Origin of the sequence: Dietzia sp. 111N12-1 (genome assembly GCF_001658045.1) — a bacterium.
GTDB lineage: Bacteria > Actinomycetota > Actinomycetes > Mycobacteriales > Mycobacteriaceae > Dietzia > Dietzia kunjamensis.
In genome coordinates this window covers 64,805-90,172 of sequence record NZ_LSSV01000027.1, presented here as the reverse complement: position 1 = coordinate 90,172, position 25,368 = coordinate 64,805, and the positions used below count along the sequence as shown (strand labels likewise).

Below are 25,368 nucleotides of genomic sequence, written 5' to 3'. Positions count from 1 at the left end.
GCCGGCGTCAGCGGGTGTAGTCGGTCGCCTTCTCGTAGCGGCCCTGCTCGTCCCAGACCCTCCGCAGGAGCTGCTCAAGCTCCCACACGTCGCCCTCGCTGCCGAAGTACTTGCGCTCGATGTCCTTGAGCTTGTCCTCGTTCTCGACGATCTTCGCCCACAGCTTCGCCCGCTCGACCGGATCGTCGACGAAGTCCTTGTCGAGGTATTCGAGCGAGTGTCGCTTGAGGTTGCCGAGCACCGTGAGCGCCTTGCCGGCCGGGCTGAGCAGGGAGCCGAGGACCGTCACCACGAGCACACCAACGATGATGCCCAGCGAGAGGAACGTGGGGACCTCCACCACGTCCACGTGCTCGCCACCGTTGATGAACGGGAGGTTGTTCTCGTGCAGGGCGTGGAGGATGAGCTTGACGCCGATGAAGCCGAGGATCGCGGCCAGCCCGTACTTGAGGTAGACGAGCCGGTCGAGCAGGCCGTCGAGCAGGAAGTACAGCTGGCGCAGGCCGAGCAGCGAGAACGTGGTGGCGGTGAAGACGATGAAGACGTTCTGGGTGAGACCGAAGATCGCGGGGATCGAATCCAGCGCGAACATGATGTCGGTGCCGCCGATGGCGACCATGACGATCATCATCGGCGTCATGACGCGCTTGCCGTTCTCGATGGTGAACAGCTTGTCGTGGTCGTAGTGGTCGGTGGCCGGGATGAATCGCTTGGCCAGGCGCACCACCACGTTGTCGGCGTCGTCGTCCTCGTCGTCCTCGGCCAGCAGACGTCCGGCGGTGACGATGAGGAACAGGCCGAAGATGTAGAACAGGACGGCGAACTTGTTGAGCAGCGCGGCGCCCACGAAGATGAACGCGGTCCGCGCGATGATCGAGAACACGATGCCGAACAGCAGTGCCTTCTGCTGGCCCGCACGCGGCACCTTGAAACTGGTGAGCAGCAGCAGGAACACGAACAGGTTGTCCACCGAGAGCGCCTTCTCGGTGATGTACCCGGCGAAGTACTCCACGCCCATGTCTGTGCCGCCGAAGATCCACACCACGCCGCCGAAGATCAGGGCGATCCCCACGTAGAGCGCGGACCAGATGGCCGACTCCTTGAGGGTGGGGATGTGCTCCTTGCGCACGTGAAAGAAGTAGTCGAACAGCAACAGGGCGATGATGAGGCCGACTGACAACGACCATGCGAGCGGGGTGGCTCCCAACGGGGGTTCCTTTCCGGGGAGGGCCTGGGACCGGATTATCCTACCCGTGTCCGGCGGCGGGAGACCCCCGGCGGAGGTTTTGACCGCTGCCCGTCAATCCCTGCGGCGGATCGACATCGTGTGCCGGGCCTCCACGACCGTCCCGCCGCGGGCGTCGGTGACCAGGGCCGTGTGGACGATGCTCGTCCGGGGCCGCGCGGTCAGCTGCTCACGGATGGAGTCGGCCTCCACGCGGGGGACCTCCACGACGCACCGCAGACGACCGCGTCCGGGGGTACGGAAGTCGATCGTCGCGGACTTGGTCCACACCTGGTAACCGGTGCCGAGCTGCCCGGACAGCAGCGCCCCGTAGAGCACGTCGGTGGCGGCGAACAGCGCGCCGCCGAACGCGGTGCCGTTGGTGTTGGCCGTCCACGGGGCCACGTGCATGTCGAGCTCCCCGCGGGTCCAGTCCGGCGCGACGTGGCGGATGCGGATCCCCGAGCCCAGCAGGGGTGGATAGAGCGAGGCCAGGACCGGGAACGCCCGGGGGCTCGAGGTGTATCGGTGCAGCAGCGTCTTGGGCACGGGGCGAGCTTAACTTACCGGCGGATCAGTTCGGGGCGGCTGCGATCCGGTGACGAAAACACGAATTCCCTAGACAAAAAGCACCGATTTGTCTAACTTCAGGGGTCCGACCACGGAACCGATCGTGGCCGACGACGAGGAGGCACGTCATGAGGATCATCGTGGATCCGGACCGGTGCGAGGGCCAGGCGGTGTGCGTCGGGCTCGCCCCCGCAGTGTTCGAGCTGGGGGACGACGACGAGGTGGTGCGCGTCATCGTCGATGAGGTCCCCGAGGAGCACGAGAAGCGGGCACGGAAGGCCGTCGCGAAGTGCCCGATGGCTGCTCTCAGAGAGGCCTGACGGGCCACGCCCCCGGATCGCGTCCGGTCAGCGCCAGCGCCGTGTCCCGGGCGGGGACGTCCGGCCCCTCGTAGCCGGGCACCGGGGGATCGAAGAGTTCCGGGGCCGGGTTGTCGGCGAGATCTGCCCGGACGAACTCCAGCACGGCCCGATCGAGCTCGTCGCCCCACCGCAGGTCGATCCGCTGGGAGACGGCGAGATCCCACGCGTGGACGGCGAGGTCGAACACCTGTTGCGCCAGGTAGTGCTTCGCGGGCGCCAGCCCGTAGGACAGGTGCACCTCGTCGTCGTCCGGGGTCCCTCGCCACGCCGCCGCCACCGGCGGGCGGATCGCGTGCCAGTCGGTGACCAGCTCCGGCCCGGTCGCCTCGTGGAGCCGACGCAGGCGGTCCTCCAGATCGTCGGCCACCTCGTCGACGGTGCCGCCGGCCAGCAACCCCGGCACCCACAATTGCTCGTCGACCACGTGGGCCAGCACCTCGTGCGCCGTCCAGTCGCTGCAGGGGGTGGCGGCGTCCCAGTCGGTGATGGCGGGCAGGACCTCGTCGTAGAGGTCGGCGGCGCGGGACTGCAGGGCGATCCAGTCGGTCATGGACCCATCCTGCCAAAATCCGCTACTCCACCTCCGGATCCGCGAGTCCAATCGGCATAGCGGATCCGGATTCGCGGTAGCGGATTTCGTGGGTCAGCCGCCGGGCTTGTCGAACCGCTCGCCGGCGCCCATCCGCTGCAGTCGCAGCCACTCGCGCAGGCCCGCCGGGTCGCGCCTCGTCACCAGGAAATACCAGCCGAAGCGCAGGATCTCCTGGGGGATGAGTCGCCGATTGCCGGGCTGGGTGAGCACGTACCCGCGGTTGCGGTAGGTGAAGTGGCGTTTGACCGGGTCGTCGGGGAACTGGGTGTGCATCCGGCCGCCGAGGATCGGCTTGAACTCGTCCGAGCCCTGCGGGTGCAGGTAGGCGGTGGTCAGGCAGGTGCCGAAGGGCTGGCCGGAGCGGACGAGCCGGCGGTGCATCTCCACCTCGTCGCCGCGGATGAACAGCCGTAGATCCGGAACGCCCACCCGGTCCAGGCAGTCGGCGGTGAACAGCGCGCCGTTGAACAGCGACGCGATGCCGGGCAGCAGGTCCTCGGCCGGTGCTGCGGGCCCGCCCGTCCCACCGGCCCCGCCCGTCCCACCGGCCCCGCCGACCGTGAACAGCTCGGAGCGGTGTCGTCGCCACACCAGGCCGCGCCGCAGCGGGAACGCCAGACGGTCGGGATCGTCGAGGTCGCACACCACCGGCGACACCTCGGCCAGCCCGTGGCGGTCCATGCAGCCCAGCAGGGTCGCCAGCACCTCGGGCCCCTCGGGGCGGCCATCGTCGTCGGCGCACCACACCAGGCCCGCCCCGGTGGCCAGGGCGTGGAGCATCCCCAGTGCGAACCCGCCCGCGCCACCCAGGTTGTGCGTGGAGCCGATGTACGTGGCCTCGACCGGCTGGGCTTCGACCAGTTCTCGCACGGCCTGCTCGTCGGCATTGTCGATCACCACCAGGTGGTCGATCGGGCGGGTCTGGCCGCACACCACCTCGAGCGAGGCGCGCAGCTGCTCCAGCCGGCGGTGCGTGACCACCACGGCCACGACGCGCCGCCCGTCGCCGCCCCGCTGGGTTGCGCTGGCGGAATGCTCGCTTCCGGCGGGGTTGTGCTGCGTGTCGGGACCATTCTGGGCGCGCAGGTCCGAGCCCATCACCGCAGGGGCGTCCGACCCGGGCGTGTCGCCCGCACCGCCCGGGCGGCCCGCGCCCTGCCGCTCAGTCCTCATGGTGCATCCTGCCGATGTACTCGCCGATCGAGCGCCCGGCCTCGGGGCCCTCATAGGCGGTGACGATCTCCTCGATGCTGCCGCGCTGGCGGATCCGGCCGTGGTCGACCCACATGGCCGAGTCGCACAGCTGCGCGAGGAATTCGTTGGAGTGTGAGGCGAACACGAGGATGCCGGAGCGGGAGACCAGCTCGGCGAGCTTGACCCGCGCCTTCTTCATGAACTCCGCGTCCACGGCACCGATGCCCTCGTCGAGCAGCAGGATCTCGGGGTCGATGGAGGTCACCACCCCCATCGCCAGGCGGACGCGCATGCCGGTGGAGTAGGTGCGCAGTGGCATGTCGAGGTACTCGCCGAGCTCGGTGAAGTCGGCGATCTCCTCGACCTTCGCCTTCATCTGCTTGCGCGTCTGCCCGAGGAACAGCCCGCGGATGATGATGTTCTCGTAGCCCGAGATCTCCGGGTCCATGCCGACGCCCAGGTCGAAGACCGGCGCCACGCGACCGCGGATCCGGGCGGCCCCGCGGGTGGGCTCGTAGATGCCGGAGAGCAGGCGCAGCAGCGTGGACTTGCCGGCCCCGTTGTGGCCGACCAGCCCGATGCGGTCGCCCTCCCGGAGGGAGAGGGTGATGTCCTTGAGGGCCTCGACGACGACGACGTTGGACGCGTTCCGGCCGATCGCGCCGCCGGCGGATCCCAGCACGGCCTTCTTGAGCGATCGCGACTTGGCGTCGAAGATCGGGAAGTCGACGCAGGCGTCCACGCAGTCGATGGACACGCCGCCGGGCGTGGGGACAGCGGAGCTCATGGGATATATCTCCTACACCCAGTACGGGACTCGGGAGCGGAACTGGCGCAGGGCCACGAACGCGAGGACCAGACCGACGGCGGTGCAGCCCAGGACGATCCACCAGTGATAGGCGGCGGTGGGTTCCCCGAGCATGGGGGCGCGGACGATCTCGAGGTAGTGGTAGAGCGGGTTGAGCTCGGCGATCCGGGCCCGCTCGGCGATCTCCCCGCCCTGCTCGTAGAGCGTCTGCGTGGTCCAGACGATGGGGGTCATGTAGAACAGCAGCTGCACCATCGAGTCCAGCAGCGGCGCGATGTCGCGGAACCGGGTGGCGAGGATGCCGAACAGCATGGCCACCCAGACGCCGTTGATCATGAGCACCGCCAGTCCCAGGACGGACAGCAGCAGGTCCCAGCCCAGGGGGCGCGGGAAGACCAGCATGAGCACCACCCAGATCACCAGGTTGTGACACAGGAACAGGAACTGCCGCCAGACCAGGCGGTAGACGTGGACGCTCAACGCGCTGGGCAACTGCTTGATCAGGCCTTCGTTGGCGATGAAGACCTCGGAGCCCTCCTTGATGCACCCGGAGATGAAGCCCCACATGATGAGGCCCACGGTGACGTGCGGGAGGAACTCGGCGAGCGGGATCTGGAAGAGGATCGAGTACAGCAGGCCGAGCGCGACGGCCATGACACCGGTGGCGATGGTGATCCACAGGGGTCCGAGCGTGGACCGCCGGTAGCGCTGTTTGATGTCCTGCCATCCCAGGGACAACCACAGCTCGCGCTGGCTGAGCCCCTGCCGCAGGTCGGCGATGGCCCGGCGGAAGGTGTGGGAGTCGTTGACGATCTCGCCGCGCACGCGCTCGTCGGGGAGCGTCGCCGGGGTGGGATCGGGAAGGGGCTGGTCCTGCACGATCGGGAAGCCTACTAGAGCGGCCGGCGGTGGCAGCCCCGCAGCGAGTGCGCGTAGACAGTAGAGATGACGACCAGTACGCAGATCCAGCTCGCCAGCCGCCCACGTGGATGGCCGACCCACGACAACTTCCGCACGGTCACCGTCGACCTGCCCGAGCTCGCCGAGGGCGAGGTGCGGGTGGCCAACGAGTACGTCTCCGTGGACCCCTACATGCGCGGCCGCATGAACGAGGGGCGCTCCTACATCCCGCCGTTCGAGCTCGACGAGACCATGACCGGTGCCGCGGTGGGGCGCGTCGTCGAGTCGCGGTCCGACGCCCACCCCGTCGGTGCGGTGGTCCTGCACGACCTGGGGTGGCGCGACGTCGCGCAGGCCGACGGTCGGCAGTTCCGCGTGGTGGAGGAGATCGACGGCGTGCCGGTCTCGGCGTACCTGGGCATCCTCGGCACCACCGGGCTCACGGCGTACGTGGGCCTCATGCACATCGGACGGTTCCGGGCGGGCGAGTCGGTGTTCGTCTCGGGTGCGGCGGGTTCCGTCGGCTCCGCGGTGGGCCAGATCGCCAGGCTCGAGGGCGCGTCCAAGATCATCGGCTCGGCCGGCAGCGCGGAGAAGGTCGCCACGTGCACGGAGCGCTACGGCTTCGACGCCGCGATCAATTACAAGGACGGCTCGGTCCGTGAGCTCCTGCGGGGGCACTTCGGCGCCCGCGACGGTGAGGGTATCGACGTCTACTTCGACAACGTGGGCGGTGACCACCTCGAGGCCGCGCTCGACCTGATGAACGACGGGGGCCGACTGGCCCTGTGCGGCGCGATCAGCTCCTACAACGCCACCGAGCGTGCGCCGGGGCCGGACAACATGTGGCACGCCATCACCCGCGGCCTCACCCTGCAGGGCTTCACGGTGAACAAGTACATGCATCTGTTCAAGGAGTTCGCGGAGAAGGTCGGCCCGTGGGTCGCCTCGGGCGAGATCGTGTTCGACGAGACCGTCGTCGACGGCATCGACAACTCGGTCGACGCGTTCCTCGATCTGATGAAGGGCGCGAACGTGGGCAAGATGCTCGTGCGGATCTGATCCCACCGATCTGACCCCCAGTCCGGTCCGGCGGCCGGCGGCGGTCTGACCCGGGAGGCGGGGCGCCACGGGGGTGCGGCAGGGTTGACGTCATGACGCCGACTCGCCGAGCCGCGCCCGCCGCCCGCCTGAGACGACGGGCCCGTCGCCGGCTCGACGCCGCGCGCGCCACCGCGGACGCCCGGTGGGGCCGGCCGCGGGAGGGCCAGCGGCCCGTGTACCTCGTCGCTCCGGCCGGTCACCCCAACCACGGCGACGAGCAGCTGTTGGCGGGGTGGCTGCGCTACCTGCGGCACGCACTGCCGGGGACGCCCGTCGTGGTGGACTGCCACACGCCCGGCCAGGCGGCGGTCCTGCACCATTCCGAGCACCCGGACGTGCTCTTCACCGACACCCTGTGGCGCCTGGCTTCCGAGCACGCCGGCGCCGACGAGGCGATCGGGTTCTGCCGCGCCGCGGTGGGCGACCCCGGGCTGCGTCCGGCCCTGGCCACGGGAATCGACCTGCTGCGCAGCGCGTCGGTCGTCCACCTCATCGGCGGTGGTTACGTCAACGACCTGTGGCCGCATCACCTGGGCGTGGTCGCGGCGGCGGGGGAGGCCGGCCGGGCGGCGGGCGCGCGCGTGGTGGCCACCGGTCAGGGGTTCGTGCCGTGCGGGGACGCCGGACGGTTGGCGGGGGCGTTGCGCGATTACGACCTGGTCACCGTCCGTGACGCCGACTCGTTCGAGCTCCTCACGGGCACGGGGGTGCCGGTCCGCCACGTGGCCGACGACGGCTGGCTCGCCCTGTCGGCGGCGGGTGGCGTCGAGGCCGGTGACCACCCCGTCTACTCGCCCGACCCGTACGCGTGCCGCGACCTGGTGCTGTGCGCCCAGTCCGACCTGGTGGAGCCGGAGGTCCTCGCGGACACCATCGCGCGGATCCTCGCGGCGTGGGCGGTGCCGGGCGAGCGGATCACCGTCGTCGAGTCGATCCCCGGTGGGGACCGGGTGGTGTGGGACAGGGTGTGTGCGCGCGCGGCGGCCGCGTCCGGTGCCGGCGGTGGGGAGGGTGGAGACGGCGACGACGACGAGGTGGGCCGCGCCCTGGCCGACCTGCGGTTGCCCCGCGCGCGTTTCGTGCCGTTCCAGGAACTGTGGGCAACGGGTCTGCCCGCCCGGCCGGGACAGGTGTGGTTGACCACCCGTTTCCATCCGCATCTCTTCGCAGCGGCCCGCGGGGCCTCCGGGGTGGCACTGCGGTCGGGGTCCGCCTACTACGACGTCAAGCACGGTTCGCTGCTCGCTGCCGGGTCGCAGTGGACTTCGGTGCCGGCGGACGAGGACCCGCGCTCCGTCGTCTCCGGGGTGCCCGCGGCGGGCGGCATCGATCCGGCCGCCGTCGCCGCACTCGTGGAGGGCGCGGAGCGCCTCGCCCGGGAGATCTACCGGCCCGGCCGCTGAGGGCGACACAACCGCTTTGTGCAACTAGTTGCACAAAAGTCGGCGCGACCGTACGGTCGGGGGAGAAGTCTGCTCCGCCCCGCTCACGACAGGACTGCTCATGGCCCTTCCCTCAGTGCTCGCCGGCCCGCTCACCGTCCCGGTGGTCGCCTCGCCGATGTTCATCTACTCCGGCCCCGAGCTGGTGGCAGCGCAGTGTCAGGCGGGGGTGATCGGGTCGTTCCCGGCGCTCAACGCTCGGCCGCAGTCGGCGCTGGCCGAGTGGATCGAGCAGGTGCGGGAGAGCAACGAGGCGTTCGCCGCCGCGAATCCCGACCGGTACGTCGCCCCGTTCGCGGTCAACCAGATCGTCCATCGCTCCAATGATCGGCTCGAGCAGGACCTGGCCACCGTCGTCGAGCACGAGGTGCCGATCGTCATCACCTCCCTCGGTGCGCGCGAGGAGGTCAACGAGGCCGTCCACTCGTACGGCGGCATCGTCCTGCATGACGTGATCAACGACCGGTTCGCCCGCAAGGCCGTCGAGAAGGGCGCGGACGGGCTCGTCGCGGTCGCCGCGGGCGCCGGGGGACACGCCGGCACCCAGTCGCCGTTCGCGCTGATCAGCGAGATCCGCGAGTGGTTCGACGGCCCGTTGCTGCTGTCCGGGGCCATCGCCCACGGTCGCTCGATCCTCGCCGCGCGGGCGGCCGGTGCCGACCTCGCCTACGTGGGTTCGGCGTTCCTCGCGACCGAGGAGTCCCGCGCCACCGACGCCTACAAGCAGATGATCGTCGACAGCGGTGCCGGCGACATCGTCTACAGCAACCTCTTCACCGGCATCCACGGGAACTACCTGCGGGGCAGCATCGAGGCCGCCGGCCTGAACCCCGACGATCTGCCCGAGTCCGATCCCTCGGCCATGGATTTCGGCTCCGGGGGGACCGCCGACTCCAAGGCGTGGCGCGACATCTGGGGCGCCGGTCAGGGCGTAGGCGCGGTGGACGCGGTCGGCACCGTCCGTGAACTGGTCGAGCGGCTGCGGTCCGAGTACGACGACGCGGTGGCGGCCCTCACCGCGGGTCTGCCCGCGACCCGCTGACCCGATGTCGCTGAAGTTCGCGATCCTCACCTCCCTCACCGAGCGGGAGGGCAGCGGCATCGAACTCGCGCGCCGGTTCGACAAGTCGATCGGGTACTTCTGGCCCGCGACCCATCAGCAGATCTACCGGGAGCTAGATCGGCTGGCATCCGCGGGCCTCATCCACGAGCTGCCGCAGCAGGGACCGCCGCGGCGGGGACAACCCAGGAGGTTCGCCGTCGCGGACACCGGCCGGGACCTGCTGGTGGAGTGGATCGGGGAGGACGACGAGCCCGAACCGATGCGCTCGAGCCTCGCGGTCCGTGTCCGCGCGGCCGCGGCCACTGGCAGGGTGGATGACCTTCGGCGAGCCCTCGGGTACCACCGCCGCCAGCGGGTGGAGAATCTGCGGCGGTACCGGGAGATCGAGGAGCAGGACTTCGCGGACCGCGACCCCGTCGAGGTCCGGGGTGCGCTCCAGCACCAGGTGCTCAAGTTGGGCATCCAGGCGGAACAGGCGTGGGTGGGCTGGTGCGACGAGACCCTGGAGGTGTTGGACCGCCTCAGTCGACCGTGAGCAGGATCTTGCCGTGGCTCTCGCCCGATTCCAGCAGGGCCAGTGCGTCTGCGGCCCGGTCGAGCGGGATCTCGCGGGAGACCCGGGTGGTGACGTCCCCGGCCGCGACCATCGGCCACACCTGGTCCACGACCTCCCGGCAGATTCCGGTCTTGCCGCCGGGGCCGTCCGCGGGGCGGGCCCGGAGGTTGGTCGCGAGGATGCCGGCTCTCTTGGGTAGCAACCTGCCCAGGTTGAGCTCACCCTTGACTCCGCCCTGGAGGCCGATGACGATGACGCGACCGTCCGGCGCCAGGGAGGCGATGTTCTCCTCCAGGTACTTCGCGCCCATCACGTCCAGGATCAGGTCGACGCCGCGGCCGCGCTCGTCGTCGTCGGTCCAGTCCTTGACCCGTTCGACAAAGTCCTCGTCCCGGTAGTCGATCACCAGGTCCGCGCCCAGTTCGCGACACATCTGCACTTTCTCCGGCCCGCCGGCGGTGGTGGCGACGCGGGCCCCGAGGGCGCGGCACACCTGGATCGCGTGCGAGCCGATGCCGCCGGCGCCGCCGTGGATCAGCACGCGCGGGGCGCCGAGGTCGGTGTCGCCCCAGCGGGCCTGCGCGGCCAGGACGCCGCGGCCGAGCCCGCCCGTCATGGCCAGGTTCGACCACACGGTGCACGCCACCTCCGGGAGCGACGCGGCCTCGTGGAGCGAGACCCCGGCGGGGACCGGCATGACCTGCCCGGCCGGGACGGCCACCTTCTCGGCGTACCCGCCGCCGGCCAGCAGCGCGCACACCTCGTCGCCCACTGCCAGGCCCTCCACGCCCTCGCCGACCGCCGAGATGCGGCCCGAGCACTCGAGGCCGAGGATCTCCGAGGCGCCGGGCGGCGGCGGGTAGTGGCCCCTGGACTGCAGCAGGTCGGCCCGGTTCACCGCGGAGGCCGCGATATCGATGAGTACCTCGCCGGCGGAGGCGACAGGGTCGTCGACCTCGGTCAGGCGCAGGGTGTCGGGGCCGTTGTCATATGCGATTGCCTTCATGTCCTCCGACGGTAGCCGGGATGGAGGCCCGAGGGCAGGCGGGCTGGGTGCGCACGCCCGCGGTCCACTACGATGAACGGCGTCGTCAACGCGGGTTCCACGTGGAACCACGCGGTCGTGCGTGTCGCGGCAGGCGGCGGGGAAGTGTGGCAGAGCGGCCGAATGCACTCGCCTTGAAAGCGAGCGTGCCTAAACAGCACCGGGGGTTCAAATCCCTCCACTTCCGCCCAGGTCCGATCCGCGCGGGCCCGATTCGAGGCAGGGCCGGCTCAGGCGGTCGCCTCCTGCAGGTCCGCTGCCGCTACGTAGCGGATGATCTCCAGCACCCGCGGGTACGAGCGGGACTTGCCCGACACGATCGAGACGTGGTCTTCACCCTCGAGCAGGACCAGTTTGGCGCGCCCTCCCTGGCGGGTGACCTCCTCGACGTAGCGCCGGGAGTTCTCCGCCGAGACGGTCGCGTCGCGGTTGCCGTGGATCGCGACGACCGGTGTGCCGGTGTCGATGTTCTGGATGGGGTCCACCGACGCGTACCGCCACGGGAACTCGGAGGGCGTCCCGCCGATCGCCGTGACGATCCTGTCGTCCCCGTGGGTCGCCGCGTACACCATGTCCAGTGGTCCGGCTATCGAGATCACGCGCGTGGGCCGAAACGCGGGCTTGGCGCCCACCTCGTCGTCCTCGAGCAGGTGGCGGGTGCCGCCCCACACAGCGAGCTGCGCGCCCGCACTGTGGCCCACCACGACCTCGTCGTCGGTCGTGATCTGGGGGAAACGCCGGTCCACCTCGACCACGTGGTCGAGCGCGTCCGCGATGTCCCGGAAGGTGACGGGCCAGCCGCCGCCGGACCCGACCCGGCGGTATTCCACGTTGTAGACCGCCATCCCGCGGCTCGCCAACTCGCGCGCCAGGGGATCGAAGATGTCCGCACCCAGCTGGTTCTGCCACGCCCCTCCGTGGATGAGGACCGCGAGGGGGACGGTGTCGACCCCCTGGGCCCCGGACGGCAGGTACAAGTCCGCCCAGTTCTGTTCGGGATCGGCGTCGGAACCCCGGGTCGGGTACTCGAAACGCTGGACCGTGACCTCGTCCAGTCGGACGGTTCCCGCGTAGGTCGGGTCGACCTGCGGGATGGCGGTCGTCGTCATGCAGCCGACCAGGGTGAGAGCGCCGCCCACCAGGGCCGCACCACGCATGAGGAAGTGCCTCGGTCCCACGACGGGTCTTCGCGACGACATGGCCACCACTTCCTCAGGAGTCAATAAGGCGGGATACCTTTTTTCTCCTTGGGTGGGCACGGCGCACTGGACGGGGGCGACCGAAATCTCGGAGAGTGAAGCCGATCTTACTCTTTGACAGGCCTGCGGCGCTGAGAGGTGCCCCCCGTGTCGGCCCCCGGCGTGCCGTGCCGAGCCCGGCTCGCGGCGAGCCGGTGCGACTGTCGGGCCTCGTCAGCCGACGACGCTGATCCGGCCGGTCTCGGGGGCGCTCAGCGGGCCCTCCTCGGCCACATAGCGACGCAGTGCGTCGAGATCGGTCACCCCGGCCTCGCGGCGGTCCCCGCGTTCGGCCAGGACTGAGCCGTCCCACTCGGGGGAGGAGAGGAACTCGTTCACCACGACGGTGTACTCGCGCCGGGGGTCGACGGGCTCGTCGTCGATAATTATCTCCGACACCCGCGCTCCGGGCGGGCGGCGGAGGTCGACGGTGTAGCGCACGTTCGACGAGACCGCCGGGCCGTTGCGGCCGATGTCGTCGGCGAAGTGGTCGAAGGCCGCGCGGAGTTCCTCCCCGGTCACGGTGACCAGGTAGAGGCGATCCCCGTAGGGCTGCACGGTGTGCAGGTCGGCGTAGTCGAGGGGACCGGCGGGGAGGTCGGTGCGCAGGGAGTCCGGGTTGGACAGGGCCAGGTCGGCGCCCCGGCCCCGGGCGGCGTGGAGCTGGCCGTCGGCGATGAGGTCCGCCAGTGGTGACTCGCCGTTCGCGTCCATGTCCCGCTCGATGGTCTCGTCGGCGGTGCCGATGACCTCGCGGGCCTGCGGCGCCGCGGCGGCCCGGGCCTGGCGTACGAGCTCCTCGGTCCCGGCATCGGGTTCTATGTCGAGGTTGACCGTCTGGTTGAACACCGACGTCTGGGGCCGGATCACATCGCCCGTGGAGGGGTCGACCGCCAGGTCGACGACGGTGACGGACCGGCCGTGGGACGCGGGGGCCACGACGACGCGTTCGTCGTTGTCCGAGTCGAAGACGCGGCAGGTGGCCGGGCCGCCGGAGGCTCCCACGATCAGGGCGTCCACGGCTGGGTTGAGTTGCTTGACCAGATCCAAGTCGGTGAGCTCGTCGGGGCAGGCCGCCGGGTCGAGATTGTCGTGGACGGCGTCGGACTGGACCATGGCGACGATCGCCTCCACGCCCAGGAACCGCAGTGACTCCACGGTCTCGTCGATCGCGCGGAGGGGGTCGGCCAACCGCGTGGTCGTCTCCGGAACGGACGTCGACGGGGAGGTCACCGCCACGACCCCCACCCGGACGTCACCGACACGGTGGATCGCGAAGGGGAAGGTGGGGGCCGAATCGGGCGACGGGATGACGTTGGACGCCAGGAACGGGAACGCCGCCCCGCGGAACGGCGGGAGCGGGGGATCGACTCGGCAATCCCGCTCGGTCACGCACCCCGGCGTGACCAGGGATCGGACGTGGTCGGCGCCCTTCTCGAGTTCGCGTCGTCCCACGCCGGCCCCGTCCACACCGAGCCGATTGAAGTACTCGATGGTCGCTCGGTCACCCAGCAACGCGGCCTCGGGGGCGGTCCCGCCGATCGAGTCGCCGGTGGCGAGCAGCAGTGAGTCCTCGGCCTGGTCGCGCAGCTTCCCGACCGTGGCGGCGAGGTGTGGCCCGCCACCGGCGGGGCGGACGTTGCCCGAGCCGTCACGGAGCTCGCCCTGGAACCCCACGGGCCGGGACAGCGCACCGGAGAACTCCCCGATCCCCAGGATGCGGACCGACCGGGTCTCCGCCGCCGGGCTCCAGGGACTGCTGGTCTGCGCGTCGGCACGCGGCGGCGAGGCGAGGGTTGCGACGAGGACCACGGCCGCGAACAGTGCGAAAGCGACCGGCCCGACGCGGTCCGTTCTGGACGTGTGGATAGCTGCGGAGTTCACCTCGTGCCTTGAACTCTTCTGCTGCACATCGTCTCCTAGAAGGGCGGGGACTCGCAGACCCCGCGATCCGGGGAGCGCGAGATCGTGACCTGCTCCCCCAAACCCGGACCATGCTGCCCTCGCGAGGTCACGGGACCCCGCCGGGAGCATTACGTTCTGGTCACGAAATTCCGGGCGGCAGTGAGGAATCGATCGTTTTCCGCTGGATCCCCGATGGACACCCGAACCCCGTCCCCGGCGAAGCAGCGGGTGACGACCAGGTGCTCGCGGCAGTGGGCGTCGAAGTCCGCCGAGGCGTCCCCGAGGGGGAGCCAGACGAAATTCGCCTGGGTGTCCGGGACCGCGTGCCCCATGTCGAGCAGCGAATCCCGTACGCGGGAGCGCTCGGCGACGACCGCGTCGGTGCGGGCCCGCAGCTCGTCCCCGGCCTCGAGGCAGGCGATGCCGGCGGCCTGCGCCAGGGAGCTCACCGAGAACGGGACGACCATCTTCGCCACCGGCACCACCAGGCCGACGGGGCCGACGAGGTAACCGACGCGCAGGCCTGCCAGGCCGTAGGCCTTGGAGAAGGTGCGCAGCGAGACCACGTTGGGCCGCGACATCGCCTCGGCGACGCCGTCGACCGGGTCCTCGGACCGCATGTACTCGTAGTAGGCCTCGTCCAGGGCCACGGTGACGCGTTCGGGGACCCGGTCGAGGAACGCGAGGAGTTCGGCGCGGGTCACCGCCGGGCCGGTCGGGTTGTTGGGCGTGCAGACGAAGATCAGCCGGGTCCGGGCGGTCACGGTGGCGACGATCGCGTCGAGGTCCAGTGATCCGTCGGCCCGGTTCGGGATCGCGATCGGCACCGCGTGGGCGATGCGGGCGATGATCGGATAGGCCTCGAAGGACCGCCAGCCGAAGATCACCTCGTCGCCCGGTGCGCACACCGCCTGGACCAGTTGCTGGCACAGGGCGACCGAGCCGCAGCCGGCGGTGACGTTCTCGGTGGGCACGTCGAGGAAGTCCGCGAGCCGGTCGACGAGCGCGCCGGCGGTGATGTCCGGGTAGCGGTTGGCTCCCGCCGCGGCCTCGGCGATGGCCGCCGCCACGCTCGGGAGCGGGCCCGCGGTGGTCTCGTTGGACGCGAGTTTGACCGCGCCCGGTACGGAGGCGCCCGGAATGTAGGCGGGGATGGCGTCGAGGTCGCTGCGCACGTCGGGGGACATGACTACAGGGTAGGACCACCCCCCGCGGGCCCGGTGTCCGGCCGTTTTGCGCACCGGCCCGGCCTGTGTGTACTGTAATTCCTCGTTGGCTCAGCAGAGCCTCCAGGAGGCGTGCCAGAGCGGCCGAATGGGACTCACTGCTAATGAGTTGTCCTCCTCAAAGGGGACCGGAGGTTCAAATCCTCTCGCCTCCGCCATGCCGGGGATCCGGGTGACCGGATAGCTGGCACGACAGAAGAATATTGCGCCCGTAGCTCAATGGATAGAGCACTTGACTACGGATCAAGAGGTTAGGGGTTCGAGTCCCTTCGGGCGCACAGAGGGAACGCCCCCGTCCACGCGGACGGGGGCGTTCGCCATTTCCGGCCTGCGGTGTTCACGCGGCGTTCGCGGCCCCCCGCCGGTATGCGCGCAGGGTCTCGACCTGGTCCCAGACCACGATCACCCAGATAGTGGCGATGACGCTCCATCGGATCGCGGTGGCCGCCGTACCGCCGTCGGCCGGGACGAGATCGGGGTGGATCACCGAGTCGTGGCTCAGCACCAGGACCGTGAGGAAGACGCCGAAGACAACGTCGACCACCACGTCGATGCCGAGCCGCGCCGGTGACCTGCCCGGCCTCACCAGGCGCCACACCTGGACGAGCGCCAGCGCTCCGATCAGCAGCACGTACCCCGTGAGCCACCCGGTGGGGATGGCGGGGTTCACGAGCGGTTCGCCGACGTTGAGATGACCGATGTACAGGAACGTCGACGGGACGAACGGCACCGCGACCAGGATGGCCAGCATCACCAGCGACACGATTGCGTCAACGCGGGTGTCCGCCCCGCCCCGGGGCCCGTCGAGGTGCGCCGGGTCCCAGGTGGGGGTCAGGGTCAACGGACTGCGTTCGCCCTCCGGGGTCGTCCGCTCGATGATCACCACAACGAGCGTCCAGGCCGCGAATGCCCACAGCAGGGCGGCGGCGACGGAGCTGACGAGTTGGCCGATGAGGCCGCCGAGCGCCGGCTCCGCGGCGGTGGAGACGTAGAGGATGCCGCCGGCCAGGGCGGCGATGACGCCCACGACGGGCAGGAGCCATCGCAGCACCCGGGCCCAGACCGGGTAGACGTCCGGGCCCACGAGGTACTGGCGGGTGCCGGCATAGCGGCGTGCGAGTTCGGCAGGGTCGCCCAGTCGCGCCAGGACGGCGCGCTCGGCGGAATCGCGGTCGGCGGTCCCGGCCGGCTCGGCCCCGCTGGCGTCGTTCCCGGCGTCGGGTTCGGCGGCGACCATGTCGGCGATGGTCGCGGCGATCTCCGAGGAGATGTCGCCGCGCTGGTCCTCGGGGAGGTGGCGGACCACCTCGCAGATGTAGCGATCGGTCAGTGTGGACATCACTCGTCCGCCTTCCGCAGATCGGTGTAGCCGGCACCCAATGCCAGCCACTCGGCGTGCAGGCGCTCGGCGGTCTCGGTGCCGAGCGCGGTGGTCTCGTAGTACTTGCGGGGCCTGGGCTCCTCGGTCCGCCACGTCGAGGTGAGCAGGCCCTGTCCCTCGAGGCGGCGCAGCAACGGGTAGAGGGTGTTGGCCTCGGTGGCGATTCCCGCCTCGGCCAGCGTGGTGAGCAGGGCGTACCCGTACCTGGGCGTCCGGCAGGCCAGCAGACTCGCCAGGACGACCGACCCGCGCCGGAGTTCCTGCAGGTGGGTGCCCAGTGCCGCGTCCACGTCGTCGCCCATGCGGCACACGATAGTGTGTGACACACACTATGTAAATGGGGCACAACCTCGGCGCGGGCCCCCTCGCGTCGCCCGTTGCACCGTGACACTCCGCCATCGACCGGCTCTGACCTGCGGTGCCCTGAAGACGGTGTGCAGGGCACCGCAGGTCGGGAGGCCGCGGCCCGGCGCACTGTCGGGGTCGGGCCTGTGGGGGATCTCGCGGTCGACGCGTCAGGAAGCCGACGAGGCCTTGGTCTTCTTGACCCGCACCCGCTGGTAGGGCGCCGCGACGGACTCGCCGATCGCCTGCGCGATGAGGTCCTCGGCGGTCCGGTTCTTCCGCGCGAGTGTGGCGACGAGCTTGGTGAACCGGGCCCCGCGGGCGAACTCCTTGGCGCTGCGGTCCTCCACGGCGAAGAACAGCTTGGCCTGATCGGGGAGCAGCGACAGCACGCCGTTGAGGATCTGGCGGGTGACCCACCTGGCCACCGGGCCCTTCGCGTCCGGGTGTCGGAGCGAGTGGCCGGCCATCGCGGCGAAGATGGTCAACGCCTTGGTGTCGAGGCCCTCGGTGACGTACTGGTCGACCGCTGCGAAGGTCTCGAGGTGCGGGCCGGGGACGTGCAGTTTGTCCGCGCCGATGTGCGACTCCATCACCAGGCGGTCCGCGTCCGCGGCGCTCAGGCCGGGGCCGAACTCCTGGTAGCCCCGGACGGCCGACCAGATGTACGTCCACCACGTCCACCGCATCCATTCCGGCTGCTTGGCCTCCTCCACCTCTCCGCTCTCCGGGTTGGTCCAGGTCGCCATCTCGTGGAGGTGGTCGACGCGCTTGGCCGCCGCGTCCGCGTGGGCGGTGTCGGCGAAGACCGAGTCCCGCAGGTAGGCGGCCGTGCGGTCGAACCGGGCGGCCATCTCGTCGGCGCCCTCGCTGGTCAGCGAGACCCGATCGAAGTGGGTCATCATGCCCGGTTCGAGCATCTGGAGGAAGAGCGCGTTCTTGGCGCCGAGCCCCGAGGCCGGGTCCGAGAACACCCGCCAGGAGATGCTGTCGGGGCCGTAGTAGCCGTCGTCGGAGCGAGGGGCGTCGGAGAGCCGCAGGGGCACGCGGGTGTTGGTCATGGAGTCACCTTCGGGTTCGGTGGATCGGGGGGTAATGGTCGGTGAGAGCCCGACCAACACCGTCGATAATAAGTCCTTCATACTTCGTGCCGACGCATACGGTGAGGAAGGTCCGCGACCGCGCGCCGCGAGACGGCTGTCTCGAGGGGGCCTCGCCCGACGAACACCGCCCAGAGGGCGCACCCGGCCGTCCCCCCGAGAGTCATCGGCCAGAACGGGTCCAGGGCGCGGAAGTCGTCCATCGGGTCGAACTGTCGGCCCTCGGCGCGCGCGATGGCGATCCACGCCGCCCAGACGAGGAGATGTGCGGTGTACGCGGTCAGGGGCATCGCGCCCAGCACCCGTACCGGCCGGAACAGCCACCGCAGCCGCGTCCCGCCGATAAGGATGCACACCCCGATGACCGCGAGTGCGAATCCCATGGACCCGACCGCCTCCCCCACGCCCGACGAGTGGGGCCCGTCCCGGAGCCGCGACAGAAACCACAGTCCGACCTCTGACCGCGCGCCGTCGTCGCTCGAGGAGGCGGTGGCGGCCCCACGAACACCCGGCTCGAGGCCGGGACGGTGATCGTCGACGCGGAGGGGTGAGCGCGGAGGAGTGAGCGCGGAGGGGTGAACGGCCACGGGCCGGGGGTGGGACGCGAGAGTACGACGACGACGAGGTCGGCCGCTTCGTAGGCTGTGCCGATGGCTCAGCCCGCGCGAGAGGCGCTCCGCCGCAACGCCGGCCATCTGGCGTCGGTGGCCCTGGTGCTCATGTGGAGCTCGGGCTATGTCGGCGCGGAACTCGGGATCCGGGCCGACGGGACCCCGCTGCAGCTGCTGGGCTGGCGGTTCTCGATCCTCGGCGTGCTGTTGGTGACCGTCTGCCTCGTGCTGGGGGTGCGGTTGAACGATCGCGCGGCGTGGACGCGGCAGGCGGTGTTGGGCCTGTTCAGTCAGGCGTTCTTCCTGTTCATGATCTTCGAGGGGGTCTCCCGGGGCGTCGACGGCGGCACCGCGGCGCTCATCGCCGCGCTCCAGCCACTGCTGGTGGCGACGGTGGCGGGCAGGGTCCTCGGCGAGCGCACGACGGCCGGCATGTGGGTCGGCATGGTGCTGGGGATGGCGGGCGTCGTGGTGGTGGTCTCCGGCGGTCTCGACGCGGGCGCCGCCCCGTGGTGGGCGTACCTGTTCCCGGCGGCGGGCATGCTCAGTCTGGCCACGGGCACGGTTCTCACGCAGCGGCTGCGGCCCTCCGAGACGCTGCTGCAGTCGATCACCATGCAGTCCGTCGTCGCGGGGGTCACCCTGATGTCCGCGGCTCTGGTGACCGGCCAGGCGGCGCCCGTGGCCGAACCCGACTTCTGGGCGGCGGTGGCCTGGCTGGTGTTCCTGTCCACCCTGTGTGGGTACGTCCTCTTCGTCTTTGTCACCCGCACCCGTGGCGCCACCGTCGCGAGCGTGCTGCTCTACCTCACCCCGCCCACGACCATGGTCTGGGTGTGGCTCATGTTCGGTGTCCCGATCACCCTCCCGGCCGTGGTCGGCATGGCGATCAGTGCGGTCGGCGTGACCCTGGTGCTGCGGTCGCGGGCGGCGCGGGACGCCTCAGCGCGCGCGCCGGAAGAGCGCGGCCGGGCGACCGCGTAGGGCCGTGGACAGCGCCACCTCGCCGTCGTCGTCCAGGACGGGTTCCAGGTGCGGTCGCATCCGGCGCGCGAAGTTGTCCTTGTGCAGCTCCTCGCCGATCACGGCCTCGTGCACGCGACGCAGTTGGAGCAGCGTGAACGGTTCGGCCAGGAAGCCGTCGGGGTCGGGGCCCACGTCGACGTAGCGCAGGCGGATCTCGTAGCGCTCGCGGACGTCGCGGATCGCGGCGTCGACGATCGCGTCGTGGTCGAACAGTAGCGACTCGATGCCGTCGAGCCGACCGTCCGCGGTGACGCGGGTGAGTTCGCCGTTCGCTCCGGCCAGCGCGGACTCGGGCAGGGGGAGCGCGTGGGCGGCGGAGACGGCCCACGTCCGCCCGTCGCGCTCCGGGTCGTCGAAGAGCCGCAGTAGGCGCGGACGGATGGTCTCGTGCGGCGCGATCCCCACCTTCTCGCGGAGTACGTGGTCCGCGGTCTCGGCGACGGTCGTCCGCTCACGCAGGAAGGCGCCCGGGAGCGCGCGACCGTCCGGATCGGTACGTGACTGCGTGAATATCCGCAGCTCGGGGTCGGTGCCGCCGACCCCTGTCACGGTGAGGATCGCCAGGTCCACGGCCACGGCGGGCCGGGGGAACTTATCGAGATCGGACATGGCCTTCACTTTAGCGCGATTGGCGTGCTAATATTTAGCGCGCCTGGAGTGCTAAAGGAGTGGAGGGGTCATGGGAAATCGACGAGACGACGGCATGGACGGGGTCGGCGGCGAGGCCACCGAGTGCGCCTGGGGCGTGTTTCTGGACACGCTGATCCTGCGGATCGGTGCTGTCGGGGACGGTGACGCGCTGGCGCTGGTGGCCCCGCCCGGGCCGGAGGGATGGAGCCAACAGCTCGTCGTCCGGTCGGACCGTGGTCGGGGATTCATGTGGGTCACCCGCGGGATCGCCGGCAGCACGGCGGCCGAGGAGGTCGTGGCCAGCGCCGGCGCCGACGGGGCGTTCGCACTGGCGGACGCGATCGTCCGCGTGGCGCGCGAGGACCTGCGGTTGCCGCACCCCCAGCTGTTCACGGCCCGCGCGAGCGGACGCGGAGCAGCCGAGTTGGCGGAGTCCCTGGGGCTCGCGGACGCGGACGCGCCGGGTGGGCCGGACGGCCGTACGGACGGTGGGGTCCGCGGCGGTCCGGACGCGCTGCGTCCGGTGGTGGTGGAGGCCGTGGGGAGGATGTTCGGGCAGGAGCCGGGCGTCGACGACGACGGCGACGTGTATTTCACCGTCGCCGGCACCACGGTGTTCGTCATCTTCAGCCCCGACGGCGGGCTGGTCCAGGCCTGGGCCCTCGTGGTCCGCGGCGTGTACAGCCGTCGCAACACCGCGGTCGAGGTGGATCTGCTCGGGCAGCAAGGGGATGTGGAGCACCTGGTACCTCAGCGGGCGCGACGTGTTCCAGCGGATCACCGTCCCCGCGCGCCCGCTCTCGGCGGACAACATCGAGGGCATGCTCCGCGCGTTCGCGAAGGACCTCGAACAGAACCGGGATGAGCTGGCGTACCGGCTCGGAGGGAAGGTGGCGTGATGACGGGCAGTGGAGACCGGGGGTGGGACGACCGGGTCGCCGGGGTGATGCTCGGTACCGCCGTGGGGGACGCCCTCGGCGCCGGATACGAGTACGGCTCCGCGCCGCTCGGTCCCGAGGGGCCGCAGATGATCGGCGGCGGACTGGGCGGGTTCGCGCCCGGACAGTGGACCGACGACACGTCCATGGCGTGGTGCGTGCTCGACGTGGCCGCCAGGGGTGGGGGCCTGCTCACGGACGAGGCGCTCTCGGAGGTCACCCGCAACTTCGGGCGGTGGTACGACTCCGGCCCGCCGGACATCGGCAACCAGACCGCCGCGGTCCTGCGGGCCGCGGGGCCCGCGCCGACGGCCGCCGCCGCGCGGGAGGCGGCCGAGGAGCACTTCAGGCGGAGTCACCACTCCGCGGGCAACGGTTCCCTCATGCGGACCGCACCCGTCGCCCTGGCCCACCTCGGCGACACCGGGGCGATCGTCCGGGCAGCCACGGCCGTGAGCGACCTGACCCACTCCGACCCGCGCACCGCCCAGGCGTGCGTCCTGTGGTCGCTGGCCATCGACCGCGCCGTGCGGGAGCAGGTTCTGGACCTCCGCGGCGGACTGGCGCACCTCGACGGGCCGGACCGGGAGTACTGGGAGGCCTGCATCGACGAGGCCGAACAGGGGCCGCCCGAACGGTTCCGCCGCAACGGCTGGGTGGTGGCCGCGCTGCAGGCCGCGTGGTCGGCGATCCGCCACACGCCGATCCCCGCCGCCTATCCCGGGCGGCACCTCGCCGACACACTGGTCACGGCGATCGGGATCGGAGGCGACACCGATACGGTCGCCGCCATCGCCGGGGGCCTGCTGGGCGCGCGCTGGGGTGCGTCGGCCGTGCCGGCGCAGTGGCGGGACATCTGCCACGGCTACCCGGGTATCGGGTCACGCGAACTCGAGCGGCTATCGATCGACGCCTGCCTTCCACGCGCGTAGTTGCTCGGCCGCTGCCAGGAGCGCTTTCGCGAACTCCTCGGTCTGGTCTGGATCCATGTTCTCGGGCGGATCCTGGATATGAACCCGTCCCTCCCGGCCCCGCGCGCTGACGGACCAGCGTGTGGCCCCCGGGGATCGGGGGTCGCTCGGGGACCAGATCCTGCGAGGCCCCAGGCGGTACCTGTGGTAGGCCGCCAATGCCTCAGCCCGGGTCTGGCCCGGTTCCTGCCGGAAGACGCGGATGAACGTGCCCTCGAGGACCCCGCCGGCCAGACCGCACCGGGGGCAGGACAGCGTTCCCTTGAGGGAGATCGGCTCCCACGCAGTGACCGCGCTGGTATCGACGTCCACGACCTCGCCACACCACGCTGTGGTCTCCTCGGTCTCGGCCGACTGGTGGTGCCAAGAGAGGGTGCCGCCCTCGGAGATGAAGTGCATCGGGGTTCCGCCCTCGACGCCGATGATGTTCTCACTCATGCCTGCTCCGTCCGGGCCCGTAGCTCATTCTGATCTATCGGCCCGGCGGGCGGAGTCGTTAGTCCGGGACGGCGCTCCGTGTCGAGGTGTCAGGGGAGAGGGGCATGGACGCTCGCAACGGAGCGGTAGATGATTCAGGGGTGAACCCCCAGCAGTCCGACCTGCAGCGCGCCCTCGCCGACCTCGACGCCCGTCTCGGACGCATCACCGCAGAGGTCGGGGAGGTCCGGGCCGGGTTGTCGGCACTCGCCCGACAGTCCGGTCCGGCGGTGGGCGGACAGTCGCCGGGGGAGTCGCCGGCGGAGTCGCCGTGGCGTGCGGGCGCGCCGCCTCAGGGGACGCCGCACCCGGTGACGCCGGCCCCGTCTGGCGCCCCGGCCCCGGCTGGCGCTCCCTCGCAGCCTGTGCCCGCCCCGGCACGTCCGGGCGGGCCCTGGCGGCCACCCGGACAGGACGACCCCGCGGGGCGGTACGGGCCGCCGCCCGCGCACCCCGACCGGCCGTGGCAACAGGCCGACCGGCCGTGGCGGCAACCGTGGGATGCGGCGCCGCGCCAGTCGCCGCGGCGGAGGCCGCGCATCACGGCCGCCACCGTCATCGCCGCGATCGGCGGGTCGGTCATGCTCGCCGGCATCGCGTTCCTACTGGTCGTGGCCATCCAGGCGGGGTTGTTCCCGCCGCTCGCGCGGGTCGTCGCCGCCGCGGTCCTGGCGGTGGTGCTCGTCGGCCTCGGCCTGCGACTGCAGTCCCGCCACGAATCCGCCACCACCGACCCCGCGGCCCACACCGACCCCCGGGCCGCCGCCGACCCCGACGGCACCCCGGTCAACCCCGGCGCACTGGCCCTGGTCGGCACGGGCCTGGCAGCGGCGATGCTCGACGTCATCGCCAGCACCACGCTCTACCTGTGGATCCCCGTCCCGGCCGCGTACATGTTCGTGGGCGGGCTCGCCCTCGGAGGGATGGCACTCGCGGGGCGCTGGTCCTCCGGGCTGCTGGCCTGCCTGGTCTCGGCCGGCACGATGCTCCTGGCGCCCCTCATCTCCACCGGTGTCGAGCTGCCGATCTTCGTCGCGATCGTCGGCATCGCCACCGCGGTACTCGCCGCCGAACTCGGGGCAGCCGTCCGCGTGGTGTGGTCCGTCCTACCGGGGTTCCTGCTGGCCGGCTACCTCTCGCAGGCCGCACTCCACAGCCGCGGCGAACAGATCGCGCTCATCGCGACCTCGCTCGTCTTTGCCGCCGTGGGCGTCGGGGTGGCCTGGTACGACACCGCCCACCGCCGCCCGGCACTCGCCAACGCCGCCCTCGTCGTCGTCCCCACCGCCCTGCCCCTCGCCCTCCTGCCGGCCACCCACCTCCTCCGGCCCGGCTGGCCCGTCGGGCTGGCCCTCGCCGCCGCCTACCTCGCCGTCGCGGTTCTCGCCGGCCGTACCGGCCGCGACAGGGCGCACGTGCTGCTGGCCGCGGTCACGGGGTTCGTCGGGAGCGCGCTCCTGCTACTGACGTGGGTCGAACTGGGAGGGCGCGAGCTCACCGGATTCGCTCTGACCCTGAGCGCCCTGGCGTACGTCGTGTCCGCCGGCCTGTGGGGACGACGCTGGGTGGACCTGGTGGCCGCGGCCGCCTCCGTGATCGCCGTGCTCGTCTACGCGGCCGTCAACCGACCGCACCTCGTACTGAGCGACCGGCTCGCGGTCCGCGAGTTCACCTACTGGGACGTGGTCTCCGCGTTCGCCATCACGGCGCTGGCGGTCGCCGTGACGTGGTGGGCGCGCCGCCGCCTGCCCCGCGAGTCGACGCGCGTGATGATGGTGGGCGCCGTCGTGGCCCTGGCGGCCTTCTCGGTGATGGTGGTCGCGGCGGGCGTCGTGATCGGTGACCTCACCGGGGTGGCGCGGAACGGGTTCCTCGCCGCACACCTGGTGGTGACGGTGCTGTGGATCTGCTGCGCGGCCTGGCTCGTCCTCACCGCGAACCCGCGGATCGCCGATGCGCGTCGACTCGGGTTCGTCCTGGGCTCCCTCGCGCTGGCGAAGCTGCTCCTGCTCGACCTGGCCACCCTGCCGGGACTGTTCCGTGTGCTGTCGTTCATCGCCGTCGGCGCGGTGATGCTCGCGGTGGCCGTCCGCTACCGCAGGGAGACCGAGCCGTCGGGCAGCGGATCGCCGACGTAGACGCGGAACGCGCGCGGCTGGGCGCCGGACATCAGTACCTCGACCTCCGGATGGTCGACCTCGTCCGGATCGTCCGACGGCAGGCTCCACACCACCTCGCCGGCGTCGGTCAACTCGCGCAGTGCCTGGCGCGTGGCGCGGACCCACGTCACGTGGCGCAGGGCGGGCTCGTCACGCAGGAGGTGGTCGGCCAGGCCCTCGCGGTCGCGCAGGTCGACCATGAGACGCTCGCCGTCCGGGGCCTCGTAGGAGGTGCAGACGTGGTCGACCAGGACGGACAACGGCCACGACGGCCCGGAACCGAGCAGATCGATGATGATCATGCGCGCATCGCCGACCTGACAGGCCGTCGGTGTGGTGAGGACCTGGAGCCGGTCGGCGACGTCCTCGGTGATCTCGATGAGCTGAACGGTCATGATGAACCCCTGTCGGACGGAGACGGTCGACAAGAGGGATCGCGGCGCGGCCCCGAACCGTCCCGACTGTGACGTAGATCATATCGTAGACCCGCGCGGGGCGGG

26 protein-coding genes and 3 tRNA genes are annotated in these 25,368 nt (G+C 71.0%); 12 read left to right on the top strand and 17 right to left on the bottom strand.

Features of this window, described 5'->3' with window-relative positions:
• Positions 1–7: 7 nt before the first annotated feature.
• Together AYO52_RS06355 and AYO52_RS06350 are read right to left on the bottom strand one after the other, a co-directional pair.
• Positions 8–1,207 (bottom strand): TerC/Alx family metal homeostasis membrane protein, encoded by a 1,200-nt coding sequence (locus tag AYO52_RS06355; RefSeq protein WP_067714756.1) that lies wholly within the window; start codon positions 1,205–1,207, stop codon positions 8–10.
• Positions 1,208–1,300: 93 nt separating this feature from the next.
• Entirely contained in the window at positions 1,301–1,774 is a 474-nt protein-coding gene (locus AYO52_RS06350; protein ID WP_067714753.1) for a DUF4442 domain-containing protein, read from the bottom strand.
• 149 nt (positions 1,775–1,923) lie between these two features.
• On the opposite strand from AYO52_RS06350, the gene AYO52_RS06345 reads away from it, so the two are divergent.
• Complete coding sequence (locus AYO52_RS06345; protein ID WP_007633389.1) at positions 1,924–2,115, top strand: ferredoxin; 192 nt, start codon at positions 1,924–1,926, stop codon at positions 2,113–2,115.
• Here the strand turns inward: AYO52_RS06345 and AYO52_RS06340 are convergent.
• The 4 genes from AYO52_RS06340 to AYO52_RS06325 all read right to left on the bottom strand — a co-directional run bounded on the left by AYO52_RS06340 (position 2,102) and on the right by AYO52_RS06325 (position 5,630).
• The gene (locus tag AYO52_RS06340) at positions 2,102–2,707 is read right to left on the bottom strand and encodes a maleylpyruvate isomerase family mycothiol-dependent enzyme (RefSeq protein ID WP_067714750.1); all 606 of its coding nucleotides are present in this window, start codon (positions 2,705–2,707) and stop codon (positions 2,102–2,104) included. The two genes, AYO52_RS06345 and AYO52_RS06340, sit on opposite strands and share 14 nt — an antisense overlap.
• Before the next feature lie 93 nt (positions 2,708–2,800).
• A complete protein-coding gene (locus AYO52_RS06335; RefSeq protein WP_241504393.1) occupies positions 2,801–3,922 on the bottom strand; it encodes a glycosyltransferase in 1,122 nt (373 codons plus the stop codon).
• Positions 3,912–4,730 carry an ABC transporter ATP-binding protein gene (locus AYO52_RS06330; protein ID WP_067714748.1) on the bottom strand — a complete coding sequence of 273 codons (819 nt, stop codon included), beginning with the start codon at positions 4,728–4,730 and terminating at the stop codon, positions 3,912–3,914. The genes AYO52_RS06335 and AYO52_RS06330 overlap by 11 nt, the downstream gene beginning before the upstream one ends.
• A gap of 12 nt (positions 4,731–4,742) precedes the next feature.
• On the bottom strand, positions 4,743–5,630 hold the full coding sequence (locus tag AYO52_RS06325) for an ABC transporter permease (RefSeq protein WP_067714745.1): 888 nt from the start codon (positions 5,628–5,630) through the stop codon (positions 4,743–4,745).
• Positions 5,631–5,696: 66 nt separating this feature from the next.
• Between AYO52_RS06325 and AYO52_RS06320 the strand changes: the two genes are divergently transcribed.
• The 4 genes from AYO52_RS06320 (at position 5,697) to AYO52_RS06305 (ending at position 9,795) form a co-directional block, all read left to right on the top strand.
• Positions 5,697–6,713 (top strand): NADP-dependent oxidoreductase, encoded by a 1,017-nt coding sequence (locus tag AYO52_RS06320; RefSeq protein ID WP_067714742.1) that lies wholly within the window; start codon positions 5,697–5,699, stop codon positions 6,711–6,713.
• Between the two features lie 92 nt (positions 6,714–6,805).
• Positions 6,806–8,158 (top strand): polysaccharide pyruvyl transferase family protein, encoded by a 1,353-nt coding sequence (locus tag AYO52_RS06315; protein ID WP_067714739.1) that lies wholly within the window; start codon positions 6,806–6,808, stop codon positions 8,156–8,158.
• A 100-nt stretch (positions 8,159–8,258) separates the two neighbouring features.
• Positions 8,259–9,239, top strand: coding sequence for a nitronate monooxygenase family protein (locus tag AYO52_RS06310; protein WP_067714736.1), 981 nt, complete (start codon positions 8,259–8,261; stop codon positions 9,237–9,239).
• Positions 9,240–9,243: 4 nt separating this feature from the next.
• The gene (locus AYO52_RS06305) at positions 9,244–9,795 is read left to right on the top strand and encodes a PadR family transcriptional regulator (RefSeq protein ID WP_067714734.1); all 552 of its coding nucleotides are present in this window, start codon (positions 9,244–9,246) and stop codon (positions 9,793–9,795) included.
• Here AYO52_RS06305 and AYO52_RS06300 read toward each other — a convergent pair.
• Positions 9,782–10,822, bottom strand: a complete 1,041-nt coding sequence (locus tag AYO52_RS06300; protein WP_067714731.1) for an NAD(P)H-quinone oxidoreductase — start codon at positions 10,820–10,822, stop codon at positions 9,782–9,784. The two genes, AYO52_RS06305 and AYO52_RS06300, sit on opposite strands and share 14 nt — an antisense overlap.
• A 140-nt stretch (positions 10,823–10,962) precedes the next feature.
• Here AYO52_RS06300 and AYO52_RS06295 point away from each other — a divergent pair.
• Positions 10,963–11,048 (top strand) — tRNA-Ser (locus tag AYO52_RS06295).
• Positions 11,049–11,091: 43 nt separating this feature from the next.
• On the opposite strand, the gene AYO52_RS06290 is transcribed toward AYO52_RS06295, so the two are convergent.
• From AYO52_RS06290 to AYO52_RS06280, 3 genes are all read right to left on the bottom strand, one after another.
• Complete coding sequence (locus AYO52_RS06290) at positions 11,092–12,018, bottom strand: alpha/beta fold hydrolase (protein ID WP_082923817.1); 927 nt, start codon at positions 12,016–12,018, stop codon at positions 11,092–11,094.
• Positions 12,019–12,273: 255 nt separating this feature from the next.
• On the bottom strand, positions 12,274–14,010 hold the full coding sequence (locus AYO52_RS06285; protein WP_082923816.1) for a bifunctional UDP-sugar hydrolase/5'-nucleotidase: 1,737 nt from the start codon (positions 14,008–14,010) through the stop codon (positions 12,274–12,276).
• Between the two features lie 122 nt (positions 14,011–14,132).
• On the bottom strand, positions 14,133–15,191 hold the full coding sequence (locus AYO52_RS06280; RefSeq protein ID WP_067714728.1) for a pyridoxal phosphate-dependent aminotransferase: 1,059 nt from the start codon (positions 15,189–15,191) through the stop codon (positions 14,133–14,135).
• 105 nt (positions 15,192–15,296) lie between these two features.
• Between AYO52_RS06280 and AYO52_RS06275 the strand changes: the two genes are divergently transcribed.
• Together AYO52_RS06275 and AYO52_RS06270 are read left to right on the top strand one after the other, a co-directional pair.
• Positions 15,297–15,388, top strand: a tRNA-Ser gene (locus AYO52_RS06275).
• 47 nt (positions 15,389–15,435) lie between these two features.
• Positions 15,436–15,508 (top strand) — tRNA-Arg (locus AYO52_RS06270).
• A gap of 59 nt (positions 15,509–15,567) precedes the next feature.
• On the opposite strand, the gene AYO52_RS06265 is transcribed toward AYO52_RS06270, so the two are convergent.
• The 4 genes from AYO52_RS06265 to AYO52_RS18190 form a co-directional block, all read right to left on the bottom strand.
• Positions 15,568–16,569, bottom strand: a complete 1,002-nt coding sequence (locus AYO52_RS06265) for a hypothetical protein (RefSeq protein ID WP_067714726.1) — start codon at positions 16,567–16,569, stop codon at positions 15,568–15,570.
• Positions 16,569–16,913, bottom strand: a complete 345-nt coding sequence (locus AYO52_RS06260) for a PadR family transcriptional regulator (protein ID WP_067714723.1) — start codon at positions 16,911–16,913, stop codon at positions 16,569–16,571. The genes AYO52_RS06265 and AYO52_RS06260 overlap by 1 nt, the downstream gene beginning before the upstream one ends.
• A 213-nt stretch (positions 16,914–17,126) precedes the next feature.
• Positions 17,127–18,017 (bottom strand): oxygenase MpaB family protein, encoded by an 891-nt coding sequence (locus AYO52_RS06255; protein WP_067714720.1) that lies wholly within the window; start codon positions 18,015–18,017, stop codon positions 17,127–17,129.
• A gap of 77 nt (positions 18,018–18,094) precedes the next feature.
• Positions 18,095–18,439, bottom strand: a complete 345-nt coding sequence (locus AYO52_RS18190) for a hypothetical protein (RefSeq protein WP_156523541.1) — start codon at positions 18,437–18,439, stop codon at positions 18,095–18,097.
• A 267-nt stretch (positions 18,440–18,706) separates the two neighbouring features.
• Here AYO52_RS18190 and AYO52_RS06245 point away from each other — a divergent pair, with 267 nt between their 5' ends.
• On the top strand, positions 18,707–19,651 hold the full coding sequence (locus AYO52_RS06245; RefSeq protein ID WP_067714715.1) for a DMT family transporter: 945 nt from the start codon (positions 18,707–18,709) through the stop codon (positions 19,649–19,651).
• Here the strand turns inward: AYO52_RS06245 and AYO52_RS06240 are convergent.
• Positions 19,610–20,302: an NUDIX hydrolase gene (locus tag AYO52_RS06240; protein ID WP_067714712.1), complete on the bottom strand. Its 693-nt coding sequence runs from the start codon at positions 20,300–20,302 to the stop codon at positions 19,610–19,612. The genes AYO52_RS06245 and AYO52_RS06240 overlap by 42 nt on opposite strands.
• A gap of 70 nt (positions 20,303–20,372) precedes the next feature.
• On the opposite strand from AYO52_RS06240, the gene AYO52_RS06235 reads away from it, so the two are divergent.
• On the top strand, positions 20,373–21,188 hold the full coding sequence (locus AYO52_RS06235; RefSeq protein ID WP_156523540.1) for a hypothetical protein: 816 nt from the start codon (positions 20,373–20,375) through the stop codon (positions 21,186–21,188).
• Positions 21,189–21,221: 33 nt separating this feature from the next.
• The gene (locus AYO52_RS06230) at positions 21,222–22,193 is read left to right on the top strand and encodes an ADP-ribosylglycohydrolase family protein (RefSeq protein ID WP_067714706.1); all 972 of its coding nucleotides are present in this window, start codon (positions 21,222–21,224) and stop codon (positions 22,191–22,193) included.
• Here AYO52_RS06230 and AYO52_RS06225 read toward each other — a convergent pair.
• Positions 22,161–22,670, bottom strand: a complete 510-nt coding sequence (locus tag AYO52_RS06225; RefSeq protein WP_067714703.1) for a CopD family protein — start codon at positions 22,668–22,670, stop codon at positions 22,161–22,163. The two genes, AYO52_RS06230 and AYO52_RS06225, sit on opposite strands and share 33 nt — an antisense overlap.
• A 140-nt stretch (positions 22,671–22,810) precedes the next feature.
• Between AYO52_RS06225 and AYO52_RS06220 the strand changes: the two genes are divergently transcribed.
• Positions 22,811–24,847, top strand: coding sequence for a DUF2339 domain-containing protein (locus tag AYO52_RS06220; protein WP_067714701.1), 2,037 nt, complete (start codon positions 22,811–22,813; stop codon positions 24,845–24,847).
• Here AYO52_RS06220 and AYO52_RS06215 read toward each other — a convergent pair.
• Positions 24,802–25,263: a hypothetical protein gene (locus AYO52_RS06215; RefSeq protein ID WP_067715077.1), complete on the bottom strand. Its 462-nt coding sequence runs from the start codon at positions 25,261–25,263 to the stop codon at positions 24,802–24,804. The two genes, AYO52_RS06220 and AYO52_RS06215, sit on opposite strands and share 46 nt — an antisense overlap.
• Positions 25,264–25,368 lie beyond the last annotated feature (105 nt).